The sequence below is a fragment of the Streptomyces sp. NPDC037100 genome, assembly GCF_055606225.1.
In genome coordinates, this window is the sequence record NZ_JBVJSX010000001.1 from 354,023 (window position 1) to 367,155 (window position 13,133).

Genomic DNA, 13,133 nt, shown 5'->3' on the forward strand with positions numbered 1-13,133 from the left:
GCACCCCCGGTCTGTGTCCGTTCCATGAAGGAGCTGTGAAGGCCGGGAGCGGTCGCATCGTACGCAGGGCGGCAGGGACGGGCCAGGTAGCTCTCCGGCCATTCACAATGGCGGGAATTCACCCGGGATGCCGGTGGGCGCATAGGGTGCGTTGCACCAGTGCGTCAGACCGAGGACATCCCGAGGACGGAATGAGGATCACGCACAGCGCCGCGCCCGGCCGCCGGCCCTCAGGGGTTCTCCCAGGCCGCCGGCCCTCAGGGGTTCTCCCAGGCCGCCGGCTCCGCCGCCAGCCGCTCCACCGGCTCGGGCAGCGCCCCGGCCGCGAGGTCGGCGACCGTCACACCCTCCAGGATCCTGCGCACGTTGGCCCGCAGGGCGATCCACAGCGGCAGCAGCGGCTCGGCGGTGCCGGAGTAGGCGAGTCCGGTCGGCCGTTCGCCGCGCACCGAGACGATCGGCCCGTCCACCGCGCGGATCACGTCCGCGACCGTGATCTCCGCGGCCTCCCGGGCCAGCCGGTAGCCGCCGCCCCCACCGCGCCGGCTGTCGACGACACCGCCCCGGCGCAGATCGCCGAGGATCCCCTCCAGGAACTTGTGGGGGATGTCCTGCGCGGTGGCGACGGCCTCCGCCTTGACCGGCCCCTCCCCCTGCCGGACGGCCAGTTCGACGACCGCTCGTACCGCGTAGTCCGCACGTGCCGAGATCCTCATAGGACCATTGTCGCCGTCACCCTGTAGACATTGAGCACACGCACCTCGCACCACATCGAGCACACACACCCCGTACGACAAGCACACGCACCTCGCACCACGTATCGCAAAGCACAACAGGAGGCGCTCCCTTGGAGCTCAGCAGGCGTACCTTCCACGCTCTGGCCGGCACGGCGGCGCTCGGCTTCGCGCTGACCGGCAGCGGGTCGCCGACCTCCGCCAACCCGGCACGCACCGCGCCCACCGGCCCGCCGCCCCCGGTGCCGAGCGCGGACGGCCGGCCGCACGAGATCGGCTTCGACCCCTACTCGCTGATCGTCGACGGCCGTCGCCTGGTGCTCTGGTCGGGCGAGATGCACCCCTTCCGGCTGCCGAGCCCGTCGCTGTGGCGGGACGTGCTGGAGAAGATGCGTGCGCACGGCTACAACGCCGTCAGCGTGTACGTCGCCTGGAACCACCACTCCCCCGCACCCGGCCGCTACGACTTCACCGGCGTGCGCGACCTGGACCTGTTCCTGCGGACGGCCGCCGAGACGGGGATGTACGTCATCCTGCGGCCCGGGCCGTACATCAACGCGGAGGTCGACGCCGGCGGCTTCCCCGGCTGGCTGACCGCTACCGCGGGCCGGGCCCGGACCTCCGACCCGACCTATCTGCGCTACGTCGACGAGTGGCTGACCGCGGTCAACGCCATCGCCGCCAAGCGCCTGTTCACCCGGGGCACGGGCACGGTGCTGCTCTACCAGATCGAGAACGAGTACGACGCGCACGTCGACGAGCCGTCCGGGCGCGCCTACATGTCGTACCTGTACGAGAAAGTCCGCGCCGACGGCATCGACGTGCCGCTGTTCCACAACGACAAGGGACGCAACGGCGCGTGGACACCGGGGTCGTTCGGCACCGGCGGGGAGAAGGGGCGCTGGCTGTACGGGTTCGACGGGTACCCGGAGCCGGGCCGAGTGCCGCCGGACTGGGGGGCGTTCGGGACCGGCGGCAAGAAGGGCGGGGCGACGGCCAGTCCGCGCACACCCGGGTTCGTGCCCGAGTTCGGCGGCGGCTGGTTCGACCCGTGGGGCGGGTCCTGGTTCGACGGCAAGGGGTACGCCGAGGCGCGCCGGACCCGGGACGCGGCGTACGAGCGGCGCTTCTACCTCACCAACCTCGCCAACGGCATCACGCTGCACAACGTCTACATGACGTACGGCGGCACCTCCTGGGGCTGGCTGCCCGCGCCGGCCGTCTACACCTCCTACGACTACGGCGCCGCGTTCGACGAGGCCCGCAACGCCACCCCGAAACTCGCCCCGATGCATCAGATCGGACAGTTGCTGCGGTCCGTGCCCGACCTCGCCAAGCTGCACCGGGCGAAGACGGTGCGGGCGACCGACGAGCGGATGAAGGTCTACCACCTGACCAACCCCGACACCGGGGCCCACGTCTACGTCCTGCGCAACGACACCGGCGAGGCTCTCTCCGCGACGCTGCCGGACGCCGGGATCGACGTGCCGGTCACGGTCCCGGCCCGGGACGCCAAGCTGATCGCCGCCGGTCTGAAGCTCGGGAAGCGGACGCTGGTGCACTCCACCGTGCAGCCCATGGTGAGCCTGACCGCCGGACGGCAGGACATCGCCGTGTTCGCGGGCCGCCGGGGCGAGATGGCCCAGGTCGTCCTGGAGTGCGCGGACGAGCCGACGCCCATGCGGCTGGACGCGGAGCCCGCCTGGGCCTACAACCTGGGCAAGCTGAACATCACGGCCCCGCTCGGCGCCGGCGGGCTGAGCCGGGTGCGGGTCGAGGGCGACGGTATGGACACGCCGATGCTGGTGCTGTTCGCCGACGACGCCACCGCCCTGCGGCTGTGGCCCTACGAGACCCCGTCCGGCCCGCTCCTCGTCTACGGCCCCGCCCTGCTGCGGTCGGCCGAGCTGCGCGGTTCGACGGTCCACCTCACCGGCGACACCATCGGGCAGACCGGCCTGGAGGTGTGGGGGCCGCGCGGCATCACCCACGTCACCTGGAACGGGCGCCCGGTCGCCACCCGGATCAGTGCCTCCGGCAGCCTGCTGGCGCTGCGGCCGCTGCCCGGCGTGGCCCGGCCGGCGCTGCCCGCCCTGGAGGGCTGGCGACGGCGGGCCGGGAACCCGGAGTCCGAGCCGGACTTCGACGACTCGGACTGGACGACGGCCGACAAGGAGACGACCTTCAGCAGCACGCCCGTGCCCGACGGGCAGCCCGTCCTGTTCGCCGACGACTACGGATTCCACTACGGCGACGTCTGGTACCGCGGGGAGTGGAGCGGCGACGATGACATCGCGTCCGTGTCCCTCGCCTACAGCACGGGTACGCAGGGCCTGCTGATGGCCTGGCTGGACGGCGAGCCGCTGGGCACGCACCGGATGCCGGTGCCGGACAGGGACCGGGCACGGCAGGGGACGTGGACCGCGAGGGCCCGCTTCGAGCTGCCGAGGAAGCTGCGGGAGAGGCTGCGGGAGAACTTCCGTGAGGAGGGCCGGGAGGAGACCGGGGAGGAGAGCCGGAAGCAGCGGCACGTGCTGTCCGTGCTCGTGCGGCGGATGCAGCACGACATGGACGGTGAGGCGCTCGACACGCACAAGGCCGCGCGCGGTCTGACCGCCGTCACCTTCGAGGGCGATTCACCCGAGGTGAAGTGGCGTATCCAGGGCGCCGCCACGCCGGATCCCGTGCGCGGTCCGATGAACAACGGCGGGCTGCACGGGGAGCGTGAGGGCTGGCATCTGCCCGAGTACGACGACGGGGACTGGAAGGACGCCGAGCTTCCCCGGTCGGAGCGGCGGCAGGGCGTCACCTGGTACCGGACGGACTTCCGGCTGGACGTCGACCCCGGCGTCGACGCCTCGGTCGGGCTCGTCCTCGACGACGACCCGGGCCGGGCCTACCGCGTCCAGATCTTCCTGAACGGCTGGAACATGGGCCAGTACATCAACGACGTAGGCCCGCAGCACACCTTCGTGCTGCCGAACGGGATCCTGCGCACACGGGGTGCCAACACACTGGCGTTGGCGGTGTTGTCCGACGGGACCACACCGTCCGGCCCCGGGGACGTACGCCTGACGCTGCTGGGCGCGGCGGCCGGAGGGGTGCCCGTCGAACCGGTGTGACCGGATCGAGCCGTCCTCGCGCATTGCCTTCTGCGGCACGCTGGTTCACCGTGTTGCCCCTTCAAGGCATCCGCGCGACCATCACGGGGCTGCTGCCCGTCGCCGACGACGACCTGTGGCTGTTCGGCTACGACCACGGAGTGGGCGGCCCGACCGGCAAGCCCCCCGGCGTGCTGCTCCTGCACGGTGACGGGAGCACCTGGCAGGGCGTCACCGAACCGTTCGGCGTCGGCATGCTGGACGGGATCGTCGCCGACGCGCAGGGCCGGCCCGACCGGATCGCCGGCTGGGACTTCCGGGACCAGACCCGGGCCCACTACCTGCGCTGGGACGGCACGGCCCGGGTGAGCGAACGGGGGCCGGTGGCTTCGACCCCCGTCGTCATGAACGCCCTGGCGAAGGTGCCGGGTTCGGAGGGCTACCGGGCGGTGGGGGCGGCCTCGTCCTCGCCGTCCTCGACCGCCCTGCCCCGCGTCGAACGCTGACCGGGGCCGGTCACGCCAGCCGGATCACGTTCCAGGACAGCGGCTCCAGGACGGCGCCGAGCGTGCCGTCCCGGAGGGCCGTGCCGTCGACCGGATGCGGGGCGACCCGCTCGGGGTCGTCGAGGGTGTTGCGGGCGTCGGGGTCGGCGTCCGCGAGGGCGCTGTGCTCGACGACGCGCGACAGGTCCAGGCCGTTCAGGGCGACTTCGAGCGGCAGGGCGTCGGTGCGGCTGCGGTTGACGGCGAAGACGGTGACGGTGCCGTCCTCGGCGCGCACGGCGGTGGCGTGCAGCAGGTCGGTCTCGCCGTACTTCTTCGTCTCGTACGTCGGCGAGTCCACGCGGACGTCCAGGACCTGGCCGCGACCGTACCGGGCGGCCTGCGCGAACGGGAAGAACGTGGTCTGCCGCCAGGCCGGGCCGCCGGGCTCGGTCATGATCGGCGCGATGACGTTGACGAGCTGGGCGAGGCAGGCGACCGTGACGCGGTCGGCGTGCCGGAGCAGGGCGATGAGCAGCGAGCCGAAGACGACCGCGTCCATCACGCTGTAGTTGTCCTCCAGCAGGCGCGGGGCCTCGGGCCAGTCGTCCTGCTCGAAGGTCTTGGCGCGGGCCTCCCACTCGGACAGGTACCAGACGTTCCACTCGTCGAAGGAGAGGTTGATCTTCTTCTTCGACTTCAGCCGGGCGCCCACGTGGTCGGCGGTCGCGACGACGTTGTCGATGAAGGACTCCATGTCGACGGCGGAGGCGAGGAAGGAGTCGAGGTCGCCGTTCTCGGGCCAGTAGTAGGCGTGCAGCGAGATGTAGTCGACGAGGTCGTACGTCTCCTTCAGGACCGTCGCCTCCCACTCGGCGAAGGTGGGCATGGACTGGCTGGAGGAGCCGCAGGCGACGAGTTCGACGCCGGGGTCCATCTGGCGCATGGCCCGGGCCGTCTCGGCGGCGAGGCGGCCGTACTCCTCGGCCGTCTTGTGGCCGGTCTGCCAGGGGCCGTCCATCTCGTTGCCGAGGCACCACAGCCGGATGCCGAAGGGGTCCTTGTCGCCGTGGCTCGCACGGAGGTCGGACAGGGCGGTGCCCGCGGTGTGGTTGGCGTACTCCTGGAGTTCGAGGGCCTCGGCGACACCGCGCGTGCCGAGGTTGACGGCCATCATCGGCTCCGCCTGGGGGCCGATCTTGCGCAGGAAGTCGATGTACTCGGAGAGGCCGAAGCGGTTGGACTCCGTCGAGTGCCAGGCGAGGTCGAGGCGGCGGGGGCGGTCCTCGGCGGGGCCGACGGAGTCCTCCCACTTGTAGCCGGAGACGAAGTTGCCGCCGGGGTAGCGGACGGCGGTGACGCCGAGTTCCCTGACGAGGGCGAGGACGTCCTGGCGCAGGCCCTTGTCGTCGGCGGTGGGGTGGGCCGGTTCGAAGACGCCGGTGTAGACGCAGCGGCCGAGGTGCTCCACGAAGCTGCCGAAGAGGCGAGGGTTGACCTCGCCGACTGTGAAGGCTGGGTCGAGGGTGAAGCGCGCGGTGTGCATGTTCGCCTTTCGGGGTGGGTGGTTCTGTTTCGGTGGCGGCTGCGGGTCCGTGGGGTTGATCGCGCGGTTCCCCGCGCCCCTGGGTCGGTCTGCTACTGGCCTGCCAAGCCCGTGTGGGCCACGCCCGCCACTATCTGCCTCTGGAAGAACACGAAGACGATGATCAGCGGCAGGCCCGCCATGAGGCCGCCGGCCATCAGCTGGGCCCACTGGATGCCGTAGGAGTTCATGACGGTCGCGATGCCGTTCGGCATGGTCATCAGGTCCGGGTTGTTGGTCACCATGTACGGCCAGAGGAAGTTGTTCCACGAGGCGATGAAGGTGAAGATGCCGACCGCGGCCAGGGAAGGGCGCGAGAGCGGCAGGACGATGGTGAAGAAGACCCGCCAGCGGCCGGCTCCGTCGATGAACGCGGCCTCCTCCAGCTCCCGCGGGATGCCCTGGAAGAACTTGTAGAGGATGTAGACCATCGCGGCCGGCGCGCACTGCGGCAGGATCATGCCCCAGTAGGTGTCGACCATCCCCATCTGCTGGACGGTGGTGAAGAGCGGCACACCGAGGACGGCGGGCGAGATCATCAGGCCCGCCATGACCACGCCCATCAGGACGTTCTTGCCGCGGAACTCGGTGCGGGCGAAGCCGTAGCCGGCCAGGGCGCTCACCAGCAGCACCACGGACGTCACGCAGACCGAGACGACCAGTGAGTTCACGAACCAGTTGGTGATGTTGCCGGACTCGAACAGGGCCTTCCAGGCCTGGCCCGTCCAGTCCTTGGGGAGCCAGTGCGGCGGGATCTCGGCCGCCTCGCGCTCGGACTTGAGCGAGGTGAGCAGGGCGGCGGCGATCGGCGCCATGAAGACGGCGGAGACGGCGACGCCGAGCACGGTCAGGACGATCTGGCCGGGCGTCCAGGAACCGCGGGGCTCGAGCCGTGTCCGAGTGCTGCTCATCGGGTGCCCTCCGCTCGGTCGCGCAGCAGCCACATCCGGGCCAGGGCGACGACTGCGATGATCACGAAGAAGATGACGGACATCGCGGAGGCATAACCCACGCGGTAGCTGGTGAAGCCCTGTTCGAGGGTGTACTGGACGAAGGAGCGCGTGCTGAGCTCCGGTCCGGGGCCGAAGTCCATCATCACGACGGCCTGGTCGAACAGCTGGAGCGAGGCGAGGATCTGGAGCGCGATCACCAGGCCGGTGATGTTGCGCAGCATCGGCAGGGTGATGTGGACCATGCGGTGCCAGGCGTTGGCGCCGTCCAGCTTCGCGGCCTCGTACAGGTGGGCGGGGATGCCCTGGAGGGCGGCGAGGTAGAGCAGGAAGCTGAAGCCGACCGTCCACCACAGGGTGGTGATGACGATGGCGAGCATGGCGTACGACTTGTCGGTGAGCCAGGGCGTGTCGAGCCCGAAGGTCTCGTTGAACAGGCCGATGCCCTGGGTGAACAGCCACTGCCACATGTTGGCCGCGACCGTCGACGGGAGCAGGAACGGCGTGAAGAAGCACAGCCGCCACAGCCACTTCCCGCGCTCGATGGTGTGGGCGAGCATCGCGAGCAGGAAGGCGAGCAGGGTGATGCAGGGGACGACGAGGAGGGTGAAGTACGCGCTGTGGCCGAGCGCGTCCCACATCGCCGAGTCCTTCAGGGCCTCGCGGTAGTTGTCGAGGCCTACGAAGCTCGCTCCCTCGCCCGTGATGTTGGCGTCCGTGAAGCTGAGGTAGAGGCCGCGCAGCAGCGGCCAGATCACGAACAGCGCGAAGAGCACCAGGAACGGGGCGACGAACCACCCCCCGTGCTGGAACCCCTGCCTGCGGCGGACGGTCGCGGCGACGGTGACGGTCCTCGTCCGGGCCGGTGCGACGACGGTCTGAGCGCTGGTCGTCATGCGACCGCACCTCCCTGCGCGGCGGTCCTGCCGTCCATCGGGTTCTTCGAGGCGAGGAGCCTGGTGAGCCGGCTCCTCATCCGCTGCGCGACCGCGGCCGGCTTGGCGGAGCCCATGGTCGAGGAGACGACGACCGGCCCGAGGTCCTGGGCGAGGACGCCGGTGGAGCCCGCGAACCACACCTTCGGCTCGGTGGCCTGGTGGTCCATGGCGCTCACATACTCGTTCTGCGGGGTGAGCTTGTTGTACGCGTTCGTGGAGAGCGTCGGCGTGTACGCGGGGATGTGGCCGCCGGCCGCCCACTGGAGGGCGTGCTTGACGACGTAGGCGGCGAGTTCGTGCGCGCCCTCGTTGGTGGCGCCGCCGCGCCCGGACTGGTGGGGCAGGACGAAGGCGTGCGACTCGGCGTGAGTGGCCTGTGTGCCGAAGACCGGCGGCAGCGGGGTGGCTCCGTAGTCGAGTTTCGCGCCGGAGAAGACCGGCACCGACCAGTTGCCCTCCCAGGTGAAGGGGGCGCCGTTGACGAACTGCTCGCCGGTGGGGGCGCCGGGGATGACATAGCCGTCGGTGACGTGCCGGCGGAGGAACTCCAGGACCTGGGTGGCCTTGTCGGTGTCGAAGGTGACCTCGGTGTTGGCGTCGTTGAACCAGGTGCCGCCGAGCTGGGTGTAGAAGGCGACGAAGAACCACCACTGGAAGTTCTGGTCGTTGGTCCACAGGCCGATGGTCTGGAGGCCCTTCTTCTGAACCCGTTGGGCCTTCTTCAGGACGTCGAACCACTCGGTGGTGGAGGTGACCGGGATCATCCGGCCGTCGTCGCCGAGCAGCCCGGCCTTCCTCAGCACGTCCTTGCGGTAGAAGCAGAGCTGGACGTGGATGTCGAGCGGGAGGGCGTAGAGCTTGCCGTCGATGACGCCGCGCTTCCACAGGGTGGGGTTGTAGTCCTGCTCCCGCACGCCGTACTCGGCGAGCAGGCCGACGTCCCAGGGGTCGAGGAGGCGGCCGGGCGAGAACCCGGTGACCCGGCCCAGGTGCATGACACCCAGGTCGGGGGCGCGGTTGCCCGCGGCCGCCATGGCGAGTTTGGTGTAGAAGGGGTTGCCCCACTGGAGGGTGGAGTCCTTCACGGCGATGTCGGGATTGGCCTGCCGGAAGGCGTCCAGCATCGCGACCATGTTGGAACCGTCGCCGCCGCTGAAGAGGTTCCAGTACCGCACGCGCGTGTCCGCGTCGGCGGCGAGTGCGTCGGCTCCGGTGCCGAGCGCGGCGAAGCCGAAGCCGCCTGCGACGAAGAGCCCGCCGAGCCCGCCGAGAAGCTGCCTGCGATTCAGGTCAGGTCGTCCCATGCCCTGCCCTTACGATCGATGACCAGTACCGTTCGGTATTTCGGATGGCGCTCGTTACTTCGAACGGGACCGTAGGTTCGAAGCGCTTGCGCGTCAATGGTCCGGCCGGACTTCGGCCAGGACATCCCGGTCAGGAACGGTCGTTCTCCGTTGAACGTCGGACGTCGGATCGCATGACGCGCACACTTTCGGGCGCGTAGTCTCGGACGCGCCGGCAGGCCTCGGCCGGCGCCGAGGAGGGGGAGCGATGGACATCGCGGGCGCGCGGGTCAGGGCCGCCCGAGTCACCGCCGCGCTCAGGCGCTCACGCAGTGGCTCAGCCATGCGCGGCCTGGCCGCCGAGCTCGCCACCGCGGTCCGGAAGAGACCCCAGCGCCCCACCGACGTACGGGCGCTGTGCCGGGCGCTGTGCGAGGAGATGAGCGCGCGGCGTGGCGGACGGCCCGTGGAGCTGCGGTTCGAGCGGTTTCCCGACGAGATAGAAGTGACCGGCCTGTGGGTGGAGTTCCAGGACTTCGACCTCGTCATCGTCGAGGAACGGGCCGAGGCCGTGCAGCAGCTGGTCATCCTCGGGCACGAGCTGTGGCATCTGCACGCGGGGCACGGGCATCACCACGGGGCGGGCGCGGCGGCGGCCCACGCGTTCGCCGACCGGCCGGGATGGGAGGACGTCGCGCTGGCCGTGGCCGCCCGCAACGGCTCCCGCGAACGGGACGAGGCCGATGCCGATGCTTTCGGGTACCGGCTGGCGGCGGGGTGCCGGGCGCTGCTGCCGGGTGGGCGCGAGCCGGAGGGACCCCTCGAACCGGTGCAGCGGTCGCTGTACTACCGGGGGCCGCGAGAAGGTGGGGCACCGTGACGACGGTGGCGCTGACCCCGGCCGAGTTCGTGAACCAGTTCTATCCGAACTTCTGGTGGATCCCCGCGGGGGTCCTGGCCGCCGCCCTGGCCATCAAGCTGCCGAGCATCATCCGGCTCTGGAAGGATCCGATGCTGCGCGCGGTCGGCGGGCTGCTGCTGCTCGCCTGCGCGGTGTTCGTCTTCGTGGCGCCGTCGACGATCGCCCGGGTCAACCGGCTCACCGGGGTGGCGAACTTCTCCGGCCCCTGGGTCTACTCGCTGCTCACCGCGTTCTGCGCCTTCTGCCTGCTGCTGATCATCTCCTGGCGCAACGGCCTGTCCGACCGCTCGGAGCGAACCCGGCGTGCGATGCGCGGGGTCGTGGCGGTGTATTCGGGTGTGATCGTCGCGATGTGGGTGCTGTTCGCTCTCGCGGACGTGCCGGTGGAGCGGCTGCGGGATCTCGACACGTACTACGCGAACACCCCGTACATGCGCGAAATGATCGTGCTGTACCTGCTCGCGCACACCGTGGCCGCCCTGGTCACCAACGGGCTGATCTGGAACTGGGTCCGCACGGACGGACTCGACTCGCTGCTGCGCTGGGGGCTGAAGTTCCTCGGCGTGGGCTACGCGGCGCAGTTGCTCTTCGACGCCGCCAAGATCAGCGCCGTGGCGGCCCGTTGGTCCGGGCGGGACGTGGACTGGCTGAGCACGGCCGTCGCCCCTCCGCTGGCCTGCCTGTCCGCCGTGCTCATCGCGGTCGGCTTCATCCTCCCGCACGCCGGGCAGTACCTGCACGGCCGCTGGCACGTCCGGCTCGCGCACCACGAACTGCGGCCGCTGTACCTGCTGATGAGGACGGTCAACGGCGAAGGAGTCCCGTTCCTGCTGCGCGCGACGCCGGAGCTGCGCCTGGTCCGCCGGGAGACGTTCATCCGCGACGTGCTGCTGCCGCTCGCCCGGCACATCGACGAGGACCGGCGCGAACGGTTCCACGACGCCGCCCTCGCCCTCGGCCACCCGCCCGACCTGGCGAAGGCACTCGCCGCCACCGCCGCGATCCTGGAGGCGGCCGACGCCAGGAACCGGACACGGGAGGACGACGGCACCGGTGCCCGTGACACCACGGACCTGCTGCGCGAGATCGGCGCCGTGTCCCGGGCCCTGCGCCGCACGGAGGACCTCCGGGCGATCCGCGCCATGGCGCGTGACCACACGGACGGCAGGTCGCTCACCGGCTGACCACGGCCCGGGGCGGCCCCCGGCGGTCACGGTGGCGTCAGGCCGCGGCCGGTGCCCGTGCACGGACGAGGGCACGGCCGAGGCAAGGGCGAGACCCGGCGCGAACGGCCGCGGGCACGTACGAGACCCGGCACGAAAGGCCGCGGGCACGTACGAGACCCGGCACGAAAGGCCGCGGGCACGGAACGTGAAGGTACGGTGAGAGTCGTCCGGAACGAGGCCGGTATGGCTCGAAACCGGTGTCGGCGGACGGGTGTTGTGCGCCGCACGGCTGTGGCCGGACGTCGGGGAATGCCCTCAGGGCAAAGGAGCCGTCATGGCTGAGTGCGAGGAGTCGCATGTCGCGTAGAGCTGTCGTCATCGGTGCGGGTCTGGCCGGCATGCTGGCCGCGGCGGCCCTGTCCGCCGTCGCGGACGAGGTGGTCGTGCTCGACCGCGACGATCTGCCCGAGGGGCCGGAGCACCGCAAGGGCCTGCCGCAGGGACGTCACGCGCATCTCCTCATGGCCGGTGGTCTGGCCCCCATGGAGGACCTGGTGTCGGGCGTGAGCATGCGCAAGCACCTGCTCGCCGCCGGTGCGCACGAGATTCCGCTCGGCTCGGGCATGGTCGCCCTCACACCCGAGGGGTGGCTCCGGCGCTGGCGTCACCCGGGCCCCAGCATGCTGACCTGTACCCGGGCCCTGCTCGACTGGGCGGTGCGGGGCGCCGTGCTGGACAGCACCGGGGTGGTGATCCGCAAGGCGCGGGTGCTGGAGCTGACGGGGTCGCGGCAGTGTGTGACCGGGGTTCGCCTCTCGACCGCCGCCGGGGAGGAGGACCTCGCCGCCGACTTCGTGGTGGACGCGAGCGGACGTGGCTCACGGATCGTGACCTGGCTGGCGGGGCTGGGCATCGACGACGTGCGCGAGAAGACGGTGGACGCCGGCCTGGTGAACGCCACCCGTCTCTACCGCACGCCCGAGGGAGCCGGACGTTTCCCGCTGACCATGGTGCAGGCCGATCCGTATCAGGGGCGGCCCGGCCGCAGTGGCATGGTGCTGCCGATCGAGGGCGACCGCTGGATGGTCAGCCTCGCCGGCACGCGGGGCGGCGGCGAACCGCCGTCCGACCCGGACGCGTTCCTCCGGTACACCCTGGACCTGCCCGACCCCATCGTGGGCCGGCTGATCTCCGGTGCGGAGCCGCTCACCGATGTCCATGTCAGCCGCAGCACCAGCAATCACCGCCGGTACCTGGAGAAGGTCCGCTCCTGGCCCGACCGCCTCGTCGTCCTCGGTGACGCGCTGGCCACGTTCAATCCCGCCTACGGGCAGGGCATGTCGGTGGCCGCGCTGGGCGCCCGGGAGCTGGACCGGGAGCTGCGGCGGTCCGGCCTCGGCGAGCCCGGGCTCGCCCGGCGGGTGCAGCGGCGGGCGGCCAGGCCGGTGGAGGCCGCGTGGACGATGGCGGTGAGCCAGGACGTCTGGTACCCCGGGACGCGTGGGGGCTCGCCCGGGATCGCCGACCGTCTGGTCACCGCCTACACCCGTCGCATGATCCGCACGGCGACCGGTTCCTACACGGCGGCGTCCGCGCTCTGGGACGTGATGAGCATGACGACGGGGCCGACGCGGCTGCTACGGCCCTCGACGGTACTGGCGACGCTGAGCGGGCCGCCGTTGCCGTCGGCGGTGGGGGCGCCGCTGACGGAGGACGAGCGGACGGTCCTGCGGCGGCTTGACCGGACGCGAGGCTGAGGGCGGTGACGCCCCGCCGCCGCAGGAGCGGACGGCGCGCACCACAGGCCCCTCGACGGCCTCCACGACCTCAACGGCCGTCCGCAACCGCATGCCCCGTCGTGCGGTGACGCCCCACCGCCGCAGGAGCGGACGGCGCGCACCACAGGCCCCTCGACGGCCTCCACGACCTCAACGGCCGTCCGCAACCGCATGCCCCGTCGTGCGGTGAC

General features: G+C 71.1%; 10 protein-coding genes. 5 read left to right on the forward strand and 5 right to left on the reverse strand.

What is annotated here, in order from left to right:
* Positions 1–257: 257 nt before the first annotated feature.
* A complete protein-coding gene (locus ACZ7EG_RS01675; RefSeq protein WP_397618099.1) occupies positions 258–716 on the reverse strand; it encodes an RrF2 family transcriptional regulator in 459 nt (152 codons plus the stop codon).
* Positions 717–847: 131 nt separating this feature from the next.
* Here ACZ7EG_RS01675 and ACZ7EG_RS01680 point away from each other — a divergent pair, with 131 nt between their 5' ends.
* Both ACZ7EG_RS01680 and ACZ7EG_RS01685 read left to right on the forward strand, forming a co-directional pair.
* Positions 848–3,856, forward strand: a complete 3,009-nt coding sequence (locus tag ACZ7EG_RS01680; protein ID WP_471070651.1) for a glycoside hydrolase family 35 protein — start codon at positions 848–850, stop codon at positions 3,854–3,856.
* Positions 3,857–3,906: 50 nt separating this feature from the next.
* Entirely contained in the window at positions 3,907–4,341 is a 435-nt protein-coding gene (locus tag ACZ7EG_RS01685) for a hypothetical protein (RefSeq protein ID WP_471070654.1), read from the forward strand.
* A 10-nt stretch (positions 4,342–4,351) separates the two neighbouring features.
* Here the strand turns inward: ACZ7EG_RS01685 and arfA are convergent, their stop codons facing one another.
* The 4 genes from arfA to ACZ7EG_RS01705 all read right to left on the reverse strand — a co-directional run bounded on the left by arfA (position 4,352) and on the right by ACZ7EG_RS01705 (position 9,097).
* Positions 4,352–5,866 carry an arabinosylfuranosidase ArfA gene (gene arfA, locus ACZ7EG_RS01690; RefSeq protein ID WP_471070657.1) on the reverse strand — a complete coding sequence of 505 codons (1,515 nt, stop codon included), beginning with the start codon at positions 5,864–5,866 and terminating at the stop codon, positions 4,352–4,354.
* Positions 5,867–5,958: 92 nt separating this feature from the next.
* Positions 5,959–6,816 (reverse strand): carbohydrate ABC transporter permease, encoded by an 858-nt coding sequence (locus ACZ7EG_RS01695; RefSeq protein ID WP_471070660.1) that lies wholly within the window; start codon positions 6,814–6,816, stop codon positions 5,959–5,961.
* On the reverse strand, positions 6,813–7,751 hold the full coding sequence (locus ACZ7EG_RS01700) for a carbohydrate ABC transporter permease (protein WP_471070663.1): 939 nt from the start codon (positions 7,749–7,751) through the stop codon (positions 6,813–6,815). Before ACZ7EG_RS01700 ends, ACZ7EG_RS01695 begins: the two co-directional genes overlap by 4 nt.
* Entirely contained in the window at positions 7,748–9,097 is a 1,350-nt protein-coding gene (locus ACZ7EG_RS01705) for an extracellular solute-binding protein (protein ID WP_471070666.1), read from the reverse strand. Before ACZ7EG_RS01705 ends, ACZ7EG_RS01700 begins: the two co-directional genes overlap by 4 nt.
* 247 nt (positions 9,098–9,344) lie before the next feature.
* On the opposite strand from ACZ7EG_RS01705, the gene ACZ7EG_RS01710 reads away from it, so the two are divergent.
* From ACZ7EG_RS01710 to ACZ7EG_RS01720, 3 genes are all read left to right on the forward strand, one after another.
* Positions 9,345–9,956, forward strand: a complete 612-nt coding sequence (locus ACZ7EG_RS01710) for a toxin-antitoxin system, toxin component family protein (protein WP_471070670.1) — start codon at positions 9,345–9,347, stop codon at positions 9,954–9,956.
* Positions 9,953–11,182: an MAB_1171c family putative transporter gene (locus ACZ7EG_RS01715; RefSeq protein ID WP_471070673.1), complete on the forward strand. Its 1,230-nt coding sequence runs from the start codon at positions 9,953–9,955 to the stop codon at positions 11,180–11,182. Before ACZ7EG_RS01710 ends, ACZ7EG_RS01715 begins: the two co-directional genes overlap by 4 nt.
* A 338-nt stretch (positions 11,183–11,520) precedes the next feature.
* A complete protein-coding gene (locus ACZ7EG_RS01720; protein WP_471070676.1) occupies positions 11,521–12,921 on the forward strand; it encodes an FAD-dependent monooxygenase in 1,401 nt (466 codons plus the stop codon).
* The last annotated feature ends 212 nt before the right edge of the window (positions 12,922–13,133 follow it).

Excerpts from the sequence above, each read along its gene's own strand:
- ACZ7EG_RS01675 (WP_397618099.1), bottom strand. The coding sequence starts at position 716 with ATGAGGATCTCGGCACGTGCGGACTACGCGGTACGAGCGGTCGTCGAA.
- arfA (WP_471070657.1), bottom strand. The coding sequence starts at position 5,866 with ATGCACACCGCGCGCTTCACCCTCGACCCAGCCTTCACAGTCGGCGAG.
- ACZ7EG_RS01695 (WP_471070660.1), bottom strand. The coding sequence starts at position 6,816 with ATGAGCAGCACTCGGACACGGCTCGAGCCCCGCGGTTCCTGGACGCCC.
- ACZ7EG_RS01700 (WP_471070663.1), bottom strand. The coding sequence starts at position 7,751 with ATGACGACCAGCGCTCAGACCGTCGTCGCACCGGCCCGGACGAGGACC.
- ACZ7EG_RS01705 (WP_471070666.1), bottom strand. The coding sequence starts at position 9,097 with ATGGGACGACCTGACCTGAATCGCAGGCAGCTTCTCGGCGGGCTCGGC.
- ACZ7EG_RS01710 (WP_471070670.1), top strand. The coding sequence starts at position 9,345 with ATGGACATCGCGGGCGCGCGGGTCAGGGCCGCCCGAGTCACCGCCGCG.
- ACZ7EG_RS01720 (WP_471070676.1), top strand. The coding sequence starts at position 11,521 with ATGTCGCGTAGAGCTGTCGTCATCGGTGCGGGTCTGGCCGGCATGCTG.